Here is a 19,448-nt window from a genome sequence, read left to right on the forward strand (position 1 = left end):
GCCCGTGACGGGGAGTTGTATCCGTGCTAGACGGCTGGTGCACCAGGGGGAATGAAGTTTGGAAGTGAATCGATATCAACGTCATCGTCGAGCCAGGTATCAAAAACGCTTTCATCCACGACGGAAACGAACGTCTTTCCATCGAACTGCGCTTTGTATAGAAAAGATTCGCCGAATTCGCGCTGTGCCTCGCTTTGGGCCGCCACGTAGTCAAATCCCTTTCTTAAGCTTCGTAATGCTGAACTTGCCTTGGTACGCAACAGATCAGCCCGGTCCTTCGAACTCGCTACTTGGTCCAACAGGCCACACGCATCAAGCACCATCGCAAGACACCGACAATGATCCGAAGTGGCCGCTTCGGTCACGGCAGAATTGGCGACGCGAATAGGCAGCCAATCGTGCTCAATACACATGATCACGAATTCCGATGCCAGATTGCGAACCACCACATCCCCTTTACGCCCTATAGAATGACCGCCAGATAGCGATGTAGCTGCCCCTGCCAACCACCTAGTACACTCGACTACATCAGAAGAAGCACGCGATTCAAACAGGACACTCGATTCAAAATCATCAAGCCCATGAATTGCATCAAGAAGCGCCACCGACAACTTCCGAATGAGCACAATACGATCTCGAGCCGCATCGATCTTGCACTCCCGGTCGCGCTGGGCAGCATATAAGCGACGCAGATCAAGCAACTTCCCGATAAACACTTGCGCGCCCAGAATCACCGACTCCCCACGATTCCTGCGCGACTCACGAACTGTTTCGACAAACTCGACAAAACGCCTCAGAACATCGTTTTCCTGAACACCTATCTCGCCACCAAAAGACATTGAACTCGTCATTGTTTTCTCCACTCATCCAGAAGGTCGGCCCATTTTTGCATCATGACACGCCTCTCCTCAAGGTAGGTGGCATGGTTGTATGCGCGACGGACAGCGTTTGGCTCCGCATGTGCAAGCTGAGCCTCTATAACATCATGGCGAAAGCCAATTTCATTCAATCGAGTAGAGCCAGTTGTTCGCGTCCCATGCGGACTATATTTGGTCGCCCATCCCAGCTTTTTCAAAGCTTGCCGCAAAGCCGCATCGGCCATCGGGCGCGCACGGTCATCTCGATTTGGGAAAACGAATTTCGTATTCCCCGTTACGGGCCTCATAGCCTTCAGCAAGTCAAGCGCCTGCGTCGGCAACGGTAGCACGTGCTCTCGACGTGCCTTCATCCTCTGCGCTGGAATTTTCCAAAGCGCATTTTCGATATCGAACTCAGACCACTCTGCCTTAACCGATTCATTAGGTCGCGTAAGCGTCAACCACATCAATCGAAATGCATTGATCGTCTGGAAGTTACCTCCGTGGCCGTCAAAATCAACAAGCAGCTTGCCAATTTCCTCAACTGACAAAGCCCGCTTGTGCTGGGTTTTATTGGGCGGCAACGATTTACGCACCGCCCACACCGGGTCGGTATCGGCGCGCAGCGTCGCAACCGCAAGTTCGAACACCGACGACATCGTTCGCTTGGCTTCGGCGGCAACGGACGGCGCTCCGCGCTTAACAGTCTTCATGAGAATATCGAGCACATGAGCGGATGTAATTTGTCGCACGGGCAACTTCCCAATTGACGGGAAGACTACCCTCTGAAGCATGTCCAACCGTCGCGTCTTGGTCACATCCTCCCAATCTTTCAACGCTAACCATTCTTTTGCAACGGCCTCGAAAGTATTAGCGGAATCCATCTCACGCCTAATTTTTTCAAACTGTCGATTTTGAACAGGACTGACTCCCAGCCTTACCAACTTACGCGCGTCTTCGCATTTTTCGCGGGCATCGGCGAGGCCAACGCTGGGGTAGTCGCCAAGCGCAAAAAGCGATTCCTTACCTCCGAGCTTAAAACGATAGCGCCATGCCTTCACGCCAGTCGGCTTGATTTCAAGATACAAGCCCTTGTAATCGTTCAGCCGGTAGAGCTTTTCCATCGGTTTGGCGCTTCGGCAGCGTGCGTCAGTCAACATCTTGTCTCCGGGCAATTGATGAGTTACCGGATTGTACCCACCAACACCCGCAATGCCAAGCAATTGTACCCACCCATGTACCCGCAATTTTCATGAATACTCAAGAAATATTGTGAAACAATCAGAAACGAGAAAGCCGCGAATTTCGCGGCTCTCATAGGAAAAATTCAAGAATTTTTCGGCATCATGAAACACAATGAAATGCCATGAAACAACACTCCCAATTTAGACGTTGAACAGGAAGTTCAGCACGTCGCCATCCTTGACCACGTATTCCTTGCCTTCGGCGCGCATCTTGCCCGCTTCCTTGGCGCCGGCTTCGCCCTTGTAGGCGATGAAGTCGTCATAGGCGATGGTTTGCGCGCGGATGAAGCCGCGTTCGAAGTCGGTGTGGATCACGCCGGCCGCTTGCGGTGCCGTGTCGCCCACATGGATGGTCCAGGCGCGCACTTCCTTCACGCCCGCCGTGAAGTAGGTTTGCAGGCCCAGCAGCTTGTAGGCGCTGCGGATCAGGCGGTCCAGGCCGGGCTCTTCCAGACCCATGTCAGCCAGGAAAGCGCCCTTGTCGGCGGCATCCAGATCGGCGATTTCCGCTTCCATCGATGCGCAGATGGCGACGATGGGCGCGTTTTGCGATTGCGCGTAGGTGGTCAGCTGGTCCAGCAGCGGGTTGTTGGTAAAGCCCGTGTCGGAGACGTTGGCGACGAACATGGCCGGTTTGGCCGTGATCAGGCACAAGGGCTTGATCAGTTCCATTTCGTCGGCGTCCAGACCCATCGCGCGCACCGGCTTGGCGTCATTCAGGTAAGGCATCATGCGTTCCATGATGGCCAGCAGCTTGGCCGCGTCCTTGTCGCCCGAGCGGGCTTTCTTGTTTTCGCGATGAATCGCTTTTTCCACGGTGCCCATGTCGGCCAGCGCCAGTTCGGTCTGGATGACTTCGATATCGTCGAGCGGGCTGATCTTGCCGGCCACGTGGATGACGTTGTCATCTTCAAAACAGCGAACGACGTTGACGATAGCGTCCGTTTCGCGGATGTGCGACAAGAACTGGTTGCCCAGGCCCTCGCCCTTCGATGCGCCAGCCACCAGGCCGGCGATGTCGACGAATTCCACGATGGCGTTGACCGTGCGTTCCGGCTTGACGATGGCGGCCAGCGCATCCATGCGTGGATCCGGCACTTCGACGACGCCGACGTTCGGCTCGATGGTGCAGAACGGATAGTTTTCAGCCGGGATGCCGGCTTTCGTCAGTGCATTGAACAGGGTGGACTTGCCGACGTTCGGCAAGCCGACGATACCGCATTGGAGACTCATGGAAAACCTTTAATAATCAAAGCACATGGCGCCGTCTATCGGCGTGCTTGCCGTGCTGTTAGGGAAAACGGAGCTATCGCTCGCCGTTTTCCGGGAATGGTGCGTGTGCTGCATTTCAAGGGGTCAATTGTACCCCTGACAGGCGCGCTTCAAAAGCCCGATGATGGGCAAATGACGCCAAAACAGCCGTATCGTGACGCCATCAGGCCCTGTTCTCAAGCCGTATGCAGCTTCATGGTCGCCGCCTCGAACTTGCCTTCGACGATCTGCGGCATGACCTGCAAGGATTTCTCGATGGCTTGCTCGATCAGTTCCTGGTCTTCGCGGCGCGGCCGGTGCAGCACGAAGTCGGCCACCTGCTGCTGCAGGCTCAGGGTGCGCGGGTGACCGATGCCCAGGCGCAAGCGCCAGTAATCCTGCGTGCCCAGCGCGGCCGTAATGTCTTTCAAGCCATTGTGGCCACCGGCCGAGCCACCTTTCTTCAGGCGCGCAATGCCGGGCATCAAGTCGAGCTCGTCGTGCACGACCAGCACTTCATCGGCGGCGATCTTGAAAAAGCGCGCCAGCGCGCCCACGGACTGGCCCGAGCGGTTCATGAAGGTCAGCGGTTCGAGCAGCCAGACTTCCTTGCCGGCGATCGACGTTTTTGCCAGCATGGCGTTATAGCGCGAATCGCGCTGCAAGCGCGTGCCGGGCAAGCTGTTGGCAAGATTGTCCACCAGCCAGAAACCGGCATTGTGGCGCGTTTGTTCGTATTCGGGTCCCGGGTTGCCGAGACCGACGATCAGGCGTATGGGCATGGCTGTGTCTGCAATGAAAAAGAAAACATTATCGGTGAAAACAGGCAGAAAAAAACCCGCGCGGCGAACCTGGCGGGTTTTTCCTTGCGACTACCGCATTGCTGCGGCGGCAAAATTACTTCTTGTCGGCTTCAACAACAGCAGCGGCTTCAGCTTCAGCAGCAACGTGGCCAGCCGGTACCGAAGCGGTAGCGATGGTCAGGTTGGCGCCGTGGGTGACAGCGGTCACGCCAGCTGGCAGGACCAGGTCGCCGATGTGCAGCGAGTGACCGACGTCGATGTTCGACAGGTCAACGTTGATGAATTCTGGCAGTTGGCCTGGCAGGCACGAAACTTCGATTTCGTTGGCTACGTGGCTGATGGTCGCGCCGTGCAGTTTGACTGCTGGCGAAACGTCAGCGTTCGTGAAGTGCAGAGCAACTTTCACGTGGATAGCTTGCTTCGAGTCAACGCGCTGGAAGTCAGCGTGCAGAACCAGTTGTTTGTATGCGTGGACTTGGAAGTCGCGCAACAGAACTTGCTGGGAAACGCCGTCGATTTCCAGATCCAGGATCGACGAGTGGAACACTTCTTTTTTCAACGCGTGGTACAGGGCGTTGTGATCCAGCGAGATCAGCACCGGGGCTTCAGCGCCACCGTAGACGATACCAGGGGTTTGGCCGGAAATGCGCAGGCGGCGGCTCGCTCCGGAACCTTGCAATTCGCGTTTAAATGCGATAACTTTCATGTGAAACTCCAAGAAGAACAAGGCTTGCGCCTTGTGTTATGAAGATTCCCGCGACCAGGAATCTTCGGAAATGGGTGCAGATGCACCCCGAAAACTAAAACACTGCGGCGCAACAGGCAAAAAGCCGGTCGCGCCGCAGGCATTTCGTCTGTTTCTATCGACTGTATCGAATTAATCGATGAACAGCGAGATGACGGAGTCACCCTTGATGATGCGTTTGAACGTCTCGGCCAGCAGCGGCGCGCACGTCAATTGACGGATCTTGCCGCAGGCCAGGGCCGCTTCGGACAGGGGGATCGTATCGGTCACGACCAGCTCATCGAGTGGCGAAGCCGAAATACGGTCGATCGCCGGGCCCGACAGCACCGCGTGCGTGCAATACGCCACGACTTTTTTCGCGCCGCGCTCTTTGAGCACTTCGGCAGCCTTGGTCAGGGTGCCTGCCGTGTCGACCATGTCATCCATGATCACGCAGTTGCGGCCTTCGACTTCACCGATGATGTTCATCACTTCGGACACGTTCGCTTTTGGACGGCGCTTGTCGATGATGGCCAGGTCGCAGCCCAGGCGTTTTGCCAGGGCGCGCGCACGTACCACACCGCCGACGTCCGGCGACACCACCAGCAGATCCTGGTAGTTTTTCTTTTGCAGGTCACCCAGCAAAATTGGCGAAGCGTAAATATTGTCGACTGGGATATCGAAGAAACCTTGAATCTGGTCAGCGTGCAAGTCCATGATCAGGACGCGCTCGACACCGGCTTCTTCCAGCATGTTCGCCACTACCTTGGCCGAAATCGCCACACGCGCGGAGCGGGGACGACGGTCTTGGCGGGCGTAGCCGAAGTAAGGAATCGCGGCGGTGATGCGGCCAGCGGAAGCACGTTTCAAGGCATCAACCATCAGCATGATTTCCATCAGGCTGTCGTTGGTTGGAGCACAGGTGGATTGCAAAACAAAAACATCCTTGCCGCGCACGTTTTCGTTAATCTCGACCATTACTTCGCCGTCGGAGAATTTCGAAACGTTTGCTTTACCGAGAGGAATGCCGAGGTTTTTTGCGACCCCCTCTGCCAACGCTGGATTCGCGTTGCCGGTAAAAACCATCAGGTTTTCGTAAGCCATGGGAGTCCCAAGAGGTGATAAAGAAGTCTTGAAAAGCACTAACCGGGCATAGGCCCGGTCAGTCATTGTTTAGAATATGCCGCGTGGCGACATATCTGCTTTTTCCCGCACTGGACGCTAACTTCGCATCGACAGACTACGGTGAAATGGTGGCAGGGGAAGAAGGATTCGAACCTTCGCATGCTGGAATCAAAATCCAGTGCCTTAACCAGCTTGGCGATTCCCCTACGTTACTGACTGCTTTCCGTCATGTTGGCCAGTATCATACCGACTATTTGACGCTAAGCAAAATCTTTTTTTGCTCTCTACAACCTGGTGAGCATCGGATGGCGCGTCAGCGCTTTTGCCTTCCAGGCGACCCAGACTGGTGGCACATTGCTGAGCACCGCATCCGCTTCTTCCTGACTGCCAAACGCACTAAACACACAAGCACCGGAACCAGTCATCCTGGCCTCACCGTAAGCACCCAGCCATTCTACCGCATCTGCTACCGGCTTGAAAAGACTGCATGCTACTTGCTGTAAATCATTCTTACCAAACCCGCCCGCATCGTTTCCTTCTGCGAGGTACCTGGAAAAGTCCGCTATTGTGACGGGTTCGGTATTTCTCGTCAAGCCTTCCGCGCAAAAAATTGCGGCGGTGGGCACTTGCACGCCCGGCTCGATCACCACATACCAGCATTCTGGCGTGGCGACAGGCTGCAAGGCCTCGCCCACGCCTTCGGCAAAGGCATTCTCGCCAAAGATGAAAAACGGGATATCGGCGCCCAGCGGCAAGCCCAGCGCCATCAATTCCTCGCGCGTCAAGCCCGCTTGCCACAAACGGTTCAGCGCCATCAGCGCCGTGGCCGCGTCGGACGAGCCGCCCCCCAGCCCGCCGCCCATGGGCAGCACCTTGTCGATGGCGATATCGACGCCGCGCGGCAAGGCGCCCTTGCGGCGCAGCACCTCCGCCTGCAGCAATGTCGCGGCGCGGATGATCAGGTCCTGCTCCTGCGGCACGCCGGCCAGTTCCGTCACGCGGACAATCGCCGTGTCGTCGCGCAGCGCGAAGTGCAAGGTGTCGCCATGGTCGAGCAACTGGAACACCGTCTGCAGCAGATGGTAGCCATCGGCGCGGCGGCCGTTGACGTGTAGAAATAAGTTCAGCTTGGCCGGTGCCGGGCAATTGTTCAGGGTCGTCAGTGTCATGGTGCAGGTGCGGAAGGGGCGGGATCGAGCACGATGCGCAGCGAGACGGCATCGGCCTGCGCGCTGGCATTGCGTTCGGCATCGATACGCCGCGGTTGGGGCAAGGCGCCCGGTACATTTTCGCCCGCATTTTGCCCTACTTCTTGCCACGACACATAGCGCAAACGCCAGCCGTCCTTGGTGGTCACGCTGTCGTTGGCGGGCGAAGCGACAAAGCGCTTGCCATCGGCGCCCACGGCATAGCCTTGCAGCCAGTCGCGCAAGCCCGACACGGGCAAGGACCAGCCCAGCATCTGCGCGCTCAGGGTATCGACATCGGGCGCGCTGCGCGGCGCCTTGCCGCTTTGCGTCAACACGGCCTGCCGCGGCGTGACGGCAATCGTCGCCAGCGTGCTGCCGACGGGCGAATACAGGGTCACGTCCGTGCGCTGCGCCGTCTGCTGCCAGTTGAAATTGACGGTCGCCGATTCGGGCTTGTCATCCTTCTGGTACACCACGTTCAAGCGGCCCGTCAGCTCCACCTGTTCGCGGTACGGAGCGACGGTTTGAGCGGATGGCGCGGTGCCGGACGAGAATGGGGAACTCAAGGTCGAGCAGGCCGAGAGGGACAGGCACAGGACAGTCAGGGGCAGGAGATGTTTAGACATGGGCAAAAGGAAAAACCAGCGCCATGGCGCTGGTTTTTTTATAGTGGAGTTAATCGATTCAATCACAGACTGACATTCAAGCGCGCCAGGGTGCTTTTCAGCGCATCGTTTTTCGGGTCCTTGCTTCGCGCATCGCGCCACAGTTTTTGCGCTTCATCCTTGTCGCCCTTCTGCCACAGCACTTCGCCCAGGTGGACGGCGATTTCCGGATCGCTGCGCACGGCATAGGCGCGGCGCAAGGCGTTTTCCGCGGCAGCCAAGTTGCCCATGCGGAACTGCACCCAGCCCATGCTGTCCATGATGAACGGATCGCCCGGTGCCATCTGCAAGGCTTTTTCGATCAGCGCATGGGCTTCCGGCAGGCGGATACCGCGCTCGGCCAGCGAGTAGCCCAGGGCGTTGTACGCATGCTGGTTGTCGGGCGCCAGCGCCATCACGCGGCGCAGGCTGGCCTCCATCAGATCGAGTTTATCCAGGCGCTCGGCCAGCAAGGCGTAGTCATACAGCAGTTCCGGATTGTCGGGGAAGCGCAGCAAGGCGTTTTCCAGCACCGTGTAGGCGCTTTGCACATAGCCGGCGTCGCGCAGGAATTGCGCGTCGACCAGCAGCACCTGCGCCTGGCTTGCCGGATCGTCCGTTTCGATTTCCGTCAGCGCCTTGCGGGCTGCATCGAGATTGCCGCCACGGGCGATCAGCTGGGCGCGGCGCAAGCGCGCCTCGACATAGCCGGTCGAGGCACTATTATCAACCTTGTCCAGCCAGGCGATGGCGCCGGCCGTGTCGCCGCGCGTCTCGGCGATCTGCGACAAAATCATCAGGGCCTTGAACGGATCGCGCGTGTCGCCAGGGGATTTTTCGAGCACGGCCAGGAAGCGCTTGAAGTACTGCTCCGCGCCCTTGGTGTCTTCCAGCTGCAGCGCCACGATGCCGAGCGCATACAGGGCGCCCACGTTATCGGGCGCGCTTTTCAGCAGCAGCAGGAACTGGTCGCGCGCCGGCTCCAGCTGTTTTTGTTCGACCAGCAGGCGCGCATACGCGCCGCGCACTTCGACGGCGTCCGGATTCTTTTGCAGGAAAGCGGCCAGCACCTTGCCCGCCGCCTCGGGCTCGCCCGTCACCTGCGCCAGGGTCAGCACGGCCAGCTCGGAGTTTGGCTTGATGGCCAGCGCCTTGTTCGCTTCGCCGATGGCGCGCTCACGCTCGCCGATCGACAGGGCGCCCTGCGCCAGCACCAGGTGCGCTTCGAACATGTCCAGGTAAGGCTGCACCAGGCGCGTCACCATCGAATAGGCATACAGCTTGTCATTCGAGCGCGACAAAATCTGCTGCATCTGGAACAGGGCCACGCCGCGCGCCCCCGCCGGCGCATTGGCCAGGCGTTCGGCGAAAATCGGTTCCGCTTCTTCGATCTTGTCCGTCAACACGACAAAGCCGAGGAAGAACTGCGTCGCCTCGTCCGAGTCAGGCGCCAGCTCGCGCCACAGGCGGATGGCCGCCAGCGCTTCGCTACCCTGCTTGGCGGCCAGCGCCATTTCGGAAGCGCGGCGCGCCAGGCGCGGGTCGCGCGTCTGCTGCGCCGCCACCATCATCGTCACGTACGGCCCTTGCCACTGGCCGCTCTTGAATTCCATCTCGGCCTTGGTCAGCTTGTACAGCAAGTCGCTGCTCAGTTCGACCTTCGGCAGCTCGTCGCCGCCGGCCCCCTCCTTGGAGGTGGCGTCCGGCTCCTGCGGCGCGACGGGCGCGGCCGCAGAGGGGCCGGCCGCGGCATCGGCGGGGGCGACAGGCGTCTGTGCCATGGCATGCGTGGCCATCAGGGCGGACAAGGTTACAATGGCGAAAGCGTTTTTCAAAGGCTGATCCTGGCTAAACGGCAAAGTTTGATTCTACGCCCAACGCGGCTATCGCGTACTTCACGTATGTAACGAAATATATACGTCGTGACGGCGTGGCCGGCCCGGACCAGCCATCGGCCTGCAACCCGCCTGTTTTTACCCGGTTTTCAACCATTCGAGCCCTATGCCAGAATTGCCAGAAGTCGAAGTCACACGGCGCGGTGTCGCGCCCCACATCGAGGGCCGCGCCGTGCGCGCCGTCGTGCTGCGCCGCGACGGCCTGCGCTGGCCCTTTCCCCCTGCCCTGGGCGAGCAACTGTCCGGGCAAACCATCGGCCTGACGGGGCGGCGCGGCAAATACCTGCTGATCCACTTCCGCCACGGCACCTTGATCATCCACCTGGGCATGTCGGGCCATTTGCGCGTGCTGCCGACGGGGACGGAGGCGCAAAAACATGACCATTTTGATTTGATCGTGGAAGACGCGGACGGCGGCAGCCAGGTGCTGCGCATGACGGACCCGCGCCGTTTCGGCGCCGTGCTGTGGCACGACGAGGCGGACGGCCCGCTCGATGGCCACGCGCTGCTGCGCGGCCTGGGCACGGAACCGCTGGAAGGCGGCTTCACGGGCCAGCTGCTGTTCGAAAAAACGCGCAACAAGGGCACCAACATCAAGCAGGTACTGATGGCGGGCGACATCGTCGTCGGCGTGGGCAATATCTATTGTTCCGAAAGCCTGTTCCGCGCGGGGATCAACCCGAAGACGCCGGCCCGGCGCATCGGCCTGGCGCGCTATGAGAAACTGGCGCAAGCGATCCGCGACGTGCTGGCCGAAGCCATCGTGCAAGGCGGCAGCACCCTGCGCGACTTCATCGGCGTGAACGGCCAGTCCGGCTACTTCCAGCAGACGTATTTCACGTACAACCGCGCGGGCAAGCCCTGCCGCGTGTGCGGCGCGACTATCCGGCAAATCGTGCAGGGACAGCGTTCCACGTTCTACTGCGTGAATTGTCAAAAGTAACCACGCTCACACACTCACGGAGGGAGCCAGATGGTCAGAGACCTGGAACAATACAGCGCATGGCGGCAGGACGTGCAGGCCGCCTTGCAGGCCTACCGGCAAGCCGCCAGCGCGGCGGGCCTGGTCGACGGCGCCTCCGCGCTGCGCCTGGCGCGCTGTGGCTCCCGCCTGCTCGATGACCGTTTATCTGTCGCCTTCGTGGCGGAATTCTCGCGCGGCAAATCCGAGCTGATCAACGCCATCTTCTTTGCCGGCTATGGCCAGCGCATCCTGCCCTCGGGCGCGGGCCGCACCACCATGTGCCCCACCGAGCTGCTGTACGACGCGGCCTGGCCGCCATCGATCCGGCTGCTGCCCATCGAGACGCGCGCGCACAACCTGTCGACCAGCGACTACCGCGAGCTGCCCGCCGCCTGGACCGTCCTGCCCCTGAACATCGATGCGGGCGACGACATGCAGGAAGCCATCCGCCAGGTCAGCCTGACGAAAAAAGTCAGCGTGGAAGAAGCGGCGCGCTACGGCCTGTACGACGCCGACGATGCGGACGCTCCCGCCATGCTCGACGAGGACGGCCAGGTGGAAATTTCCATGTGGCGCCACGCCATCATCAACTTCCCCCATCCGCTGCTGAAACAGGGCCTGGTCATCCTCGATACGCCCGGCCTGAACGCCATCGGCACGGAACCGGAACTGACCCTGAACCTGATCCCGAATGCGCACGCGGTGCTGTTCATCCTGGCGGCCGACACGGGCGTCACGCGCAGCGACATCGAGGTATGGCGCAACCATATCGGCGCCGGCGCCGGGCGCCTGGTGGTGCTCAACAAGATCGACAGCATGTGGGATGAATTGCGCGGCGACGCCGAGGTGGCGCTGGCGATCGAACGCCAGCAGGCCAGCGTGGCGCATCTGTTGACCCTGGACGCCGGCCAGGTGTTTCCCGTCTCGGCGCAAAAGGCCCTGGTGGGCAAGATCAACCACGATGCGGCGCTGCTGGAAAAGAGCCGCCTGCAGGCGCTGGAGACGGCCCTGTTCGAGGAGCTGATCCCCGCGCGCAAGGACATCATCCGGCGCCAGCTGGCGTTCGACCTGGACGCCATCGAAGCGGCGCAGCAGGTGCAGGCGGCGGCCCGCGCGCGCGGCATCGCCGAGCAGCTGCACGAGCTGCACAGCCTGCGCGGCAAGAACCAGAGCGTGATCGCCCACATGATGCGGCGCATCGATATCGAGAAGAAGGAATTCGACAGCAGCCTGTTCAAGCTGCAAGCGACGCGCGCCGTATTTACGCGGCTGTCGACGGAGCTGTACACGAGCCTGGGCATGGACATCGTGCGCGACGATATCGATGGCGTGCGCGCGGCCATGCAGCGCAGCCGCTTTTTCACGGGCCTGCGCGAAGCCGTGCGCCAGTATTTCGAGCGCATCGCCAGTAACCTGGACCGTTCGGAAGGCAAGACGGCCGAGATCACGGAAATGATGAACGTGATGTACCGCAAATTCGCCTCCGAACACGGCCTGGCGCTGGCCTTGCCGATGCCATTTTCGCTGGCCCGCTACCGCCAGGAGATCGCCGACATCGAAGCCGTCTACCATAAACAGTTCGGCACGGCGACCCTGCTGACCACCAGCCGCGTCGTGCTGATGGAAAAATTCTTCGACACCATCGCCTCGCGCGTGCGCCGCAGTTTCACCAACGCCAACGACGACGCCAGCGCCTGGCTGAAAGTCATCATGGCGCCGCTCGAAGCGCAGATCGTCGAGTACAAGGAACAGCTGAAACTGCGCTTTGCCTCGATCCAGCGCATCCACGACGCCACGGGCAGCCTGGAACAGAAAATCGCCGGCTTCGAGGCGAGCCTGGCGGCGCTCGAACGCGACAAGGCGCAGCTGGCGCAATTGCTGGCCGCCTTGCGCGCGGCCAGCGCTGACTGAGCAACATCAGCACCATCCAACAACAGAACACTGGAATCCCGCATGAAACGTCTGCTGCATCCGCTCTCGCCCGCCACGGGCGCGGCACCATTTGAAGACTATATCGACCCGACTTTTTCCGCCACCGTCATCGCCTGGCAAAAGCAGCATGGCCGCCACGCGCTGCCGTGGCAAAACACGCGCGATGCCTACCTGATCTGGCTGTCCGAAATCATGCTGCAGCAAACGCAGGTCACCGCCGTACTCGCTTACTACGCGCGCTTCCTCGAACGCTTCCCCACCCTGCGCGACCTCGCTGGCGCACCGGTGGAAGACGTGATGGCGCAGTGGAGCGGCCTCGGTTACTACACGCGGGCACGCAACCTGCACAAGTGCGCGCAGCGCGTGGTGGCCGAATACGACGGCGTCTTTCCCAGCGACCCGGCTCTGCTGGCCGACCTGCCCGGCATCGGCCGCTCGACGGCGGCCGCCATCTCCGCGTTTTCCAGCGGCACGCGCGCGGCCATCATGGACGGCAACGTCAAGCGCGTCTTCGCGCGCACCTTCGGCATCGATGCCTATCCCGGCGAAAAACGGGTCGAGGAAGCCATGTGGCGCCGCGCCGAGGCGCTGCTGCCTGAAACAGGTATCGAAGCCTACACGCAGGGTCTGATGGACTTCGGCGCCACCCTGTGCAGGCGCAGCAGCCCCGATTGCGGCCGCTGCCCGCTGCAACCGCGCTGCGTGGCCTACGCCACCGGCCGCACCAAGGATTTGCCGGTGCGTAAACCGAAGAAAACCAGTCCGGAAAAACACGCGGTTATGCTGGCCATCATCGACGACGGCCAGGTGCTGCTGGAGCAGCGCCCCGGCTCGGGCATCTGGGGGGGCTTGCTGTCGCTGCCCGAACTCGATGGCCATCTGCTGGCCGATGCGGACTCGCCGCGAGAGATAGACCAGCAGGTACTGGCACGCGCCGTGGCGCCGTTCGGCGCAATCGAAACGCAGGAACGGCTGCTGCCCATCGTGCATGTCTTTACCCACTACAAATTGCACATCGTCCCCTGTCGCATCACCCTGGCGCGCCGCCTGGCGCTGGCAGGGGAAGCGACCCACGTCTGGTACGACGGCGCGAAAATTGCGGACGCGCCGCTGCCCGCACCCATCAAGAAACTGCTGCTGGAACTGTTCGGCGATGCGCGCGCGGCGCAGCGCAGCATGTTCTAGTGCGACGTTTTTTACTGTTCGCGCTGACGGCGCTGTGTCTGCACGGCGCGCAAGCGGCTGACGCGCTGCCGGAGATACCGGAGGTGAGAATAGGCGTACTCGCCTACAAGGGCGCCGACGCCGTGCAGCAGGACTGGTCGTACGTGACGCGCCACCTGCAGGCGAGCATCCCCGGCATCCGTTTCATCCTGGCCGACTACGACCAGGCGGGCCTGACGCGCGCCGTGCAGTCGCAAGCGATCGCCTTCGCCATCACCAGCAGCGGCCATTACGTGGCGCTCGAACACAGCGATGGCGCCAGCCGCATCGCCACGCTCGAATCGCCATGGACGGAGTCACCGCGCCAGGCCATCGGCTCGGCCATCGTCGTGCGCAGCGCGTCGCCGCTGCATGACCTGGCCGACCTGGCGGGCAAGAACGTGATGGCGGTGGCGCCCGATGCGTTTGGCGGCTACCAGATCGCGGCGCGCGAACTGCGCGAAGCGGGCATCGATCCCACGCATGATTTCGCCAGCCTGCGCTACAGCGGTTTCCCCTCGCAGCAGATCGTCGAAGCCGTGCGGGCGGGGCGCATGGATGCCGGCATCGTGCGCACCTGCCTGCTGGAACAGATGGTGGCGCGCGGCGAAGTGCGCGCCGATGAACTGCGCGTGATCACCACGCGCCCGATTCCCGGTTTTCGCTGCGCCAGCTCGTCGCGGCTGTATCCGGACTGGCCCTTCGTGGCCCTGCGCCAGACGCCGCCCGCGCTGGCGAAAAAAGTGGCGCAGGCCCTGCTGGCCATGCCGCGTACCGATGAAGGTTACAGCTGGACGGTGCCCAGCGATTACCAGATCGTCGATGAACTGTTCCGCGAGCTGCGCATCGGCCCCTACGCCTACCTGGACAAGCTGACGTTCGAGACGGCCCTGCGCCGCTACTGGGGCTGGATGCTGCTGGTGCTGGCCTTGCTGGTGGCCTGGGCCGTGCATACGGTGCGCGTGGAATACCTGGTCAGCCGGCGCACGGAGCAATTGCGCGCTGCCCAGCACCAGCAGCGCGCGCTGGAAGAACAGGCGCGCCAGCGCCAGGCCACGCTCGACCACACGGCGCGCCTGGCCATCTTGGGCGAGATGGCCAGCGCCATTGCGCACGAATTGAACCAGCCGCTGGCGGCCATCGGCAATTTCGCGCGCGGCATGGCGCGCCGCATCGCGGCGGGCCGGCTCGATGCGGCGCCACTGCTCGACGGCGCGCAGGAAATCGCCACGCAAAGCGAACGCGCGGGCGCCATCATCCGGCACATCCGCGCGATGGCGCAAAAGCGTCCCGCGCACAGCACGCCCTTCGCCCTGGCCGACGCCGTGGAGCAGGCGGTATCGCTGTTCCGCGCGGCTCATCCGCAAGCCAATATCAGCTGGCGCCACGAGGCGGTCAGCGCCGCACCGCGCGTGCTGGCCGACCCGCAGCAAGTGCAGCAGGTGCTGCTCAATTTATTGAAAAATGCGCTCGATGCGCAGGTGGAAAACGACAATCCCGGGCACCCCATCGGCGTGCTGCTGCACCGCGAAAACGGCGCCTGCACGGTGGCCGTGCGCGACGCCGGTTGCGGCCTGCAGGCGGCGCAGATGGCGCGCCTGTTCGAACCCTTTTTTACCACCAAGGCCGAAGGCCTGGGCCTGGGTATGTCGCTCAGCAAAAGCATCATCGAATCGTTCGGCGGCAGCCTGTCGGCACATGCCAACGCCGATGCGCCAGGCTTGACGGTCTGGTTCCGCCTGCCCGAAGATACCGGTATGGAAGCAAACAAGGAAACACCATGAATGAAAGCGATGCGATCATCTTTGTCGTCGACGACGACGCCGCCATGCGCCGCTCGCTGGCCTATCTGTTCGATTCGGCCGGCTGGAAAGTGGCGACGTTCGAATCGGCGCGCGACTTCCTGCAGCGCTACGATGGCCATGCGCCCGGTTGCTTGCTGCTCGACGTGCGCATGCCTTTGATGAGCGGACTGGAACTGCAACAGGAGCTGGTGCGCCATGCGATAGCGCTGCCCGTGATTTTCCTCAGTGGCCATGGCGACCTGGCCATGGCCGTGCAGACGATGAAGGCCGGCGCCTGCGATTTTCTGGAAAAGCCGTGCAAGGACCAGGTACTGCTCGATGCCGTCAGCCGGGCCGTGGCCCGCAGCATGGATGAGAGCCGCAACGCCGCCAGCGCGAATACGGCGCAGTCGGCGCTGGCCAGGCTCACCGCGCGCGAGCGCGAAGTGGCGCTGCTGATGGCCGAAGGCAAAGCCTCGAAAGTCATCGCCCGCGAGCTGGGCATCAGCGACAAGACGGTGCAGGTGCACCGCCATAACACGATGGAAAAACTGGGCCTGCACTCAGCAGCCGAGGTGGCCCGGCTGCTGATGGCCAGCGGCGAGATCTAGGCGCGCACGATGCGCGCCGGCAGCCCTTGCCGCACCGACGTGCCCGACACAGGATCGACAAACACGTTCTTGTCGCCGCGGCTCGGGTCCGTCAGCCCCAGGTCGTTCAGGTTGATGCCCGCGCCGATGGCCGGCTCGTCGGGCTGACGCGACTTGCCGATGCGGTGGACCCGCGCGCCATGCTCCTTGTGGCCAAAGCCATGTTCAATGGCGATCACGCCGCGCTGCACCCCATGGCGCAGCATCACCGTGGCCCTGGCCCTGCCGCCCGGCGTTTCCAGATATATTTCATCGCCATTTTCCAGCTTCAAACGCGCCGCATCGTCGGGATGCACGGCAACCGGGTTGTCAGGATGGATGCCGCGCAAGCGCCGTGCGCCGATGCTGTAGGAGTTCTGCAGCGCCGATTTAAAACTGATCAACTCGAATGGCCACTCGCTGGCCGGATAGGTTTTGCGCACCGGCGTGCCATCGGCAAACGCCGCCACTCTCCAGGCGGGCGTGCCGGGAAAGCGTTTGCCGCTCAAGCTGTTCTTGCTCACGCCCAGGCCCTCGTTGTACAGCATCATCGGTTTCAGATAACGGTGCGTGGACCAGTCCTGCGGATACGGCGTTTCATCGGCCACCGGAGCGGGAGCCACTGGCGCTTTGGCATTCGCAGGCGGCGGCAGGCGCAGGCCGAACATCTCGCCATAGCTCTGGTAGCGTCCTCCGCGCGCCAGCATGAAGGCCACCTTGCGCCACTCTTCCGGCTTCAGGGTGCGCTCCAGTTCGGAACGGATGCGCGCCACGCCAGAGAGCGCAATGTCGTCGTCGCTCGCCTCCGGTACGGCCGTTTTGCCCTGCCAGGCGATGTTGGCGCCGCCGCGCAGATACCAGTCCTCGGCGCGCAGCAAGGGGAAGCGCTGGCCATCCATGTCCTGCAAGGCCTCCGGGCCGAAGCCCGGCAAGGCCATCGTTTTGGCCAGCGCGATGAAGAACGATTCCATGCAAATGGTCTGGCCATCCGGCGTCTTTTGCACGCGCGGTTCGACCACGGGCCAGCGTGCCGTGCTCATTTTGACGGGCATGCCGCCCCAGGCGCCGGCCCAGCCCCAGCTTTCATACAGCAAGGTATCGGGCAGCAGGTAGTCGGCAAACGCCGAGCTTTCATTGATGAAGGGGTCGATGGCCACGATCAGGGGAATCTTCTTCGGATCGGCCAGTTCCTTGCCGATCTGCGCGCGCAAGCCCGTGATGCCGTAGACGGGATTGCAGCTCCACAGGATCAGCGCCTTCAAGGTGTACGGATAGCCGTTCATGGCGCTGGTGAGCCACTCGGTCGCCAGCGCGGGCGCGTTCGGATACCACGGCGCCCTGGCCGGATACGCCTTGCCCGCTTCTTTCTTCAGCTTGAATTCCGAGGTTTTTTCATAGGGCACATTGCGCCCGATCGGCATGCCGGCCGCCTTGATTTCGCCGTCGAAACTCTCGAGGTTATAGCGCGGCCCAGGCCCCGCATCCTTGAAGCTGCCGCCATTGACCAGGGTGCCGCCCTTGCGGTTCAAATTACCGATCAATGTATTGAGCATGACCAGCGCATACGCGTTATAGAAACCGGCGCCCGACATCATGCCGCCATGCGCATTGACGGCGGCGCGCTTGCCATGGCTGGTGAGTTCCTGCGCCAGGCCTTCGATGATGTCGCGCCCGATGCCGCAGGCAGCCGCGTATTCATCCATGCTGTGGCGCTGCGCTTCTTCGTTCAACATCGTCATGGCCGTCTTCAGGTGCAGCGGCGCGCCCGCCACCTCCAGCGGACCGTCGAAGAACAGGCGACCCTCGCCCTTGGCGGCGTTGTGCGGCACGATGGCTTGCGTGGCGGCGTCGATCACGCAAAAGGCGTCGCCATCCTTGTAGCGCTCTTCTTCCGCCAACTCCACCGCGCCGATGTCCGATGCGCGCAGGTAGCGGCCGTCGCGCGGGTGGCCTTTCTCGTTGATGATCAGATGCGTGGCGTTGCACCAGGCGGCCTCGCCCGCCGCTTCCGCCACCTTCAGGTTCGGCTGCGCGAGGAAGTTGCGGTCATAGCGTTCGTGCTCGATGATCCAGCGTATCATCGCCATGGCCAGCGCGCCATCCGTGCCCGGCTTGATCGGCACCCAGCGGCTGCGGTCGCCCGCAGCCAGGCTGTCGGCATTCGTCAGCACCGGGTCGACGACGACGTAGCTGAAATCGCGCTTGCCCGAGCGGGCTTTCGCGATCAGGGTGCCCTGGCGCTTGAACGGATTGCCCGCATTGCCCGGCGCCGTGCCCACGAAAATGCAGAATTCCGTATTTTCCAGGTCCACTTTCGCATGCGGCATTTTCTTCATGTCGCCGAACATGGCGCCCGAACCGCTGCGGTAGGCGCCGCCGCAATACGAACCGTGGTTGACCAGGTTCAAACTGCCGTACGACTGCTTGAAGAAGCGCGTGCCGAACGCCAGGCGACCGTCGTCCGTGCTGCACATCAGGCCCACCTGGTTCACTTGCGGACCCAGTTCCGGTTGCGCCGGATCGATCGGTTTTTCCAGCTCGCGCAAGGCGCGCAAGCCCTGCACGTGGCCTTCGCCAAACAGGTCGCCGCCTTCCGTCACTTCCTTCACCAATTGGTCAAAAGCGATCGGTTCCCACTGGCCGCCGCCGCGCGGTCCCACGCGCTTCATGGGCGCCAGCACGCGGAACGGCGACTCCATCTGTTCCAGCACGCCATTGCCGCGGCCGCAAGCGGTCGAGCGCCCCTTCAGCCCCTTTTCCTGGAAGCGCGAGAGCGACACAAAACTATCGCGTATCGAGGTCTGGTAAGGCAGCGCCGGGTCGGCCGACATGGGGCTGTAGGGATTGCCCGCCACGCGCAGCACCTTGCCGCTTTTTTTATCCAGGCGCACGCGCACGCCGCAAAACGTGGTGCAGCCCATGCACATGGTGTAGCTGACCTGCTGGTCCGGGTTGACGGTCAATTTCCCCGTGGTCGTGTCGACGGAAAACTCGGGCGGCAGGGAATTGCCGTGCAAGCGCTGTACGGGTTTGTCCTTGCCCAGCGCGTGGTCGACCATGCGGCCGGCCGTGGTGGAAAAGCTGGCGGCAAAGGCGGCCAGGCCGCCGCCGATGGCGCCGTAGCGCAGCAGCTTGCGGCGCTTTTCGTTTTCATCTTCAGGGACGTCGTTGCGGTCGTCGTTGTTTGTGTGTTCGTTCATTTT

The 19,448-nt window shown here is 61.9% G+C and carries 15 protein-coding genes and 1 tRNA gene; 5 read left to right on the forward strand and 11 right to left on the reverse strand.

Annotated elements, in window-relative coordinates:
- Positions 1–26 precede the first annotated feature (26 nt).
- The 10 genes from KY494_RS15635 to KY494_RS15680 all read right to left on the reverse strand — a co-directional run bounded on the left by KY494_RS15635 (position 27) and on the right by KY494_RS15680 (position 9,673).
- Entirely contained in the window at positions 27–851 is an 825-nt protein-coding gene (locus KY494_RS15635; RefSeq protein ID WP_219887455.1) for a hypothetical protein, read from the reverse strand.
- Entirely contained in the window at positions 848–2,017 is a 1,170-nt protein-coding gene (locus KY494_RS15640) for an integrase arm-type DNA-binding domain-containing protein (RefSeq protein ID WP_219887456.1), read from the reverse strand. The genes KY494_RS15635 and KY494_RS15640 overlap by 4 nt, the downstream gene beginning before the upstream one ends.
- 225 nt (positions 2,018–2,242) lie before the next feature.
- A complete protein-coding gene (gene ychF, locus KY494_RS15645; RefSeq protein WP_219136128.1) occupies positions 2,243–3,334 on the reverse strand; it encodes a redox-regulated ATPase YchF in 1,092 nt (363 codons plus the stop codon).
- Between the two features lie 215 nt (positions 3,335–3,549).
- The gene (pth, locus tag KY494_RS15650) at positions 3,550–4,134 is read right to left on the reverse strand and encodes an aminoacyl-tRNA hydrolase (protein WP_071079737.1); all 585 of its coding nucleotides are present in this window, start codon (positions 4,132–4,134) and stop codon (positions 3,550–3,552) included.
- Positions 4,135–4,249: 115 nt separating this feature from the next.
- A complete protein-coding gene (locus KY494_RS15655) occupies positions 4,250–4,861 on the reverse strand; it encodes a 50S ribosomal protein L25/general stress protein Ctc (protein WP_219136127.1) in 612 nt (203 codons plus the stop codon).
- 171 nt (positions 4,862–5,032) lie between these two features.
- Positions 5,033–5,983: a ribose-phosphate pyrophosphokinase gene (locus KY494_RS15660; RefSeq protein ID WP_034753270.1), complete on the reverse strand. Its 951-nt coding sequence runs from the start codon at positions 5,981–5,983 to the stop codon at positions 5,033–5,035.
- A gap of 150 nt (positions 5,984–6,133) precedes the next feature.
- Positions 6,134–6,210, reverse strand: a tRNA-Gln gene (locus KY494_RS15665).
- Positions 6,211–6,288: 78 nt separating this feature from the next.
- Positions 6,289–7,173: a 4-(cytidine 5'-diphospho)-2-C-methyl-D-erythritol kinase gene (gene ispE, locus KY494_RS15670; RefSeq protein WP_219887457.1), complete on the reverse strand. Its 885-nt coding sequence runs from the start codon at positions 7,171–7,173 to the stop codon at positions 6,289–6,291.
- Complete coding sequence (locus KY494_RS15675; RefSeq protein ID WP_219136125.1) at positions 7,170–7,820, reverse strand: outer membrane lipoprotein LolB; 651 nt, start codon at positions 7,818–7,820, stop codon at positions 7,170–7,172. The genes ispE and KY494_RS15675 overlap by 4 nt, the downstream gene beginning before the upstream one ends.
- Before the next feature lie 62 nt (positions 7,821–7,882).
- The gene (locus tag KY494_RS15680; RefSeq protein WP_219887458.1) at positions 7,883–9,673 is read right to left on the reverse strand and encodes a tetratricopeptide repeat protein; all 1,791 of its coding nucleotides are present in this window, start codon (positions 9,671–9,673) and stop codon (positions 7,883–7,885) included.
- Positions 9,674–9,839: 166 nt separating this feature from the next.
- Between KY494_RS15680 and mutM the strand changes: the two genes are divergently transcribed.
- From mutM to KY494_RS15705, 5 genes are read left to right on the forward strand one after another with little or no spacing between them, the layout of a single operon-like run.
- Positions 9,840–10,676 (forward strand): bifunctional DNA-formamidopyrimidine glycosylase/DNA-(apurinic or apyrimidinic site) lyase, encoded by an 837-nt coding sequence (mutM, locus tag KY494_RS15685; RefSeq protein WP_219887459.1) that lies wholly within the window; start codon positions 9,840–9,842, stop codon positions 10,674–10,676.
- Positions 10,677–10,706: 30 nt separating this feature from the next.
- Positions 10,707–12,608 carry a dynamin family protein gene (locus KY494_RS15690; RefSeq protein ID WP_219887460.1) on the forward strand — a complete coding sequence of 634 codons (1,902 nt, stop codon included), beginning with the start codon at positions 10,707–10,709 and terminating at the stop codon, positions 12,606–12,608.
- A 42-nt stretch (positions 12,609–12,650) separates the two neighbouring features.
- Positions 12,651–13,814: an A/G-specific adenine glycosylase gene (gene mutY / locus KY494_RS15695; RefSeq protein ID WP_219887461.1), complete on the forward strand. Its 1,164-nt coding sequence runs from the start codon at positions 12,651–12,653 to the stop codon at positions 13,812–13,814.
- A complete protein-coding gene (locus KY494_RS15700; protein WP_219887462.1) occupies positions 13,814–15,616 on the forward strand; it encodes a sensor histidine kinase in 1,803 nt (600 codons plus the stop codon). Before mutY ends, KY494_RS15700 begins: the two co-directional genes overlap by 1 nt.
- Positions 15,613–16,227, forward strand: coding sequence for a response regulator transcription factor (locus tag KY494_RS15705; protein WP_219136119.1), 615 nt, complete (start codon positions 15,613–15,615; stop codon positions 16,225–16,227). Before KY494_RS15700 ends, KY494_RS15705 begins: the two co-directional genes overlap by 4 nt.
- Here the strand turns inward: KY494_RS15705 and KY494_RS15710 are convergent.
- Entirely contained in the window at positions 16,224–19,445 is a 3,222-nt protein-coding gene (locus tag KY494_RS15710; RefSeq protein WP_219887463.1) for a molybdopterin dinucleotide binding domain-containing protein, read from the reverse strand. The genes KY494_RS15705 and KY494_RS15710 overlap by 4 nt on opposite strands.
- Positions 19,446–19,448 lie beyond the last annotated feature (3 nt).

This window comes from Janthinobacterium sp. PAMC25594, from assembly GCF_019443505.1.
Taxonomy (GTDB): domain Bacteria; phylum Pseudomonadota; class Gammaproteobacteria; order Burkholderiales; family Burkholderiaceae_D; genus Janthinobacterium.

Bases quoted from the DNA above. Each gene is read 5' to 3' on its own strand.
- KY494_RS15655 (WP_219136127.1), bottom strand. From the start codon at position 4,861: ATGAAAGTTATCGCATTTAAACGCGAATTGCAAGGTTCCGGAGCGAGC.
- KY494_RS15710 (WP_219887463.1), bottom strand. From the start codon at position 19,445: ATGAACGAACACACAAACAACGACGACCGCAACGACGTCCCTGAAGAT.
- KY494_RS15640 (WP_219887456.1), bottom strand. From the start codon at position 2,017: ATGTTGACTGACGCACGCTGCCGAAGCGCCAAACCGATGGAAAAGCTC.
- ychF (WP_219136128.1), bottom strand. From the start codon at position 3,334: ATGAGTCTCCAATGCGGTATCGTCGGCTTGCCGAACGTCGGCAAGTCC.
- KY494_RS15705 (WP_219136119.1), top strand. From the start codon at position 15,613: ATGAATGAAAGCGATGCGATCATCTTTGTCGTCGACGACGACGCCGCC.
- KY494_RS15690 (WP_219887460.1), top strand. From the start codon at position 10,707: ATGGTCAGAGACCTGGAACAATACAGCGCATGGCGGCAGGACGTGCAG.
- KY494_RS15675 (WP_219136125.1), bottom strand. From the start codon at position 7,820: ATGTCTAAACATCTCCTGCCCCTGACTGTCCTGTGCCTGTCCCTCTCG.
- pth (WP_071079737.1), bottom strand. From the start codon at position 4,134: ATGCCCATACGCCTGATCGTCGGTCTCGGCAACCCGGGACCCGAATAC.
- KY494_RS15660 (WP_034753270.1), bottom strand. From the start codon at position 5,983: ATGGCTTACGAAAACCTGATGGTTTTTACCGGCAACGCGAATCCAGCG.
- mutM (WP_219887459.1), top strand. From the start codon at position 9,840: ATGCCAGAATTGCCAGAAGTCGAAGTCACACGGCGCGGTGTCGCGCCC.
- KY494_RS15635 (WP_219887455.1), bottom strand. From the start codon at position 851: ATGACGAGTTCAATGTCTTTTGGTGGCGAGATAGGTGTTCAGGAAAAC.
- mutY (WP_219887461.1), top strand. From the start codon at position 12,651: ATGAAACGTCTGCTGCATCCGCTCTCGCCCGCCACGGGCGCGGCACCA.
- ispE (WP_219887457.1), bottom strand. From the start codon at position 7,173: ATGACACTGACGACCCTGAACAATTGCCCGGCACCGGCCAAGCTGAAC.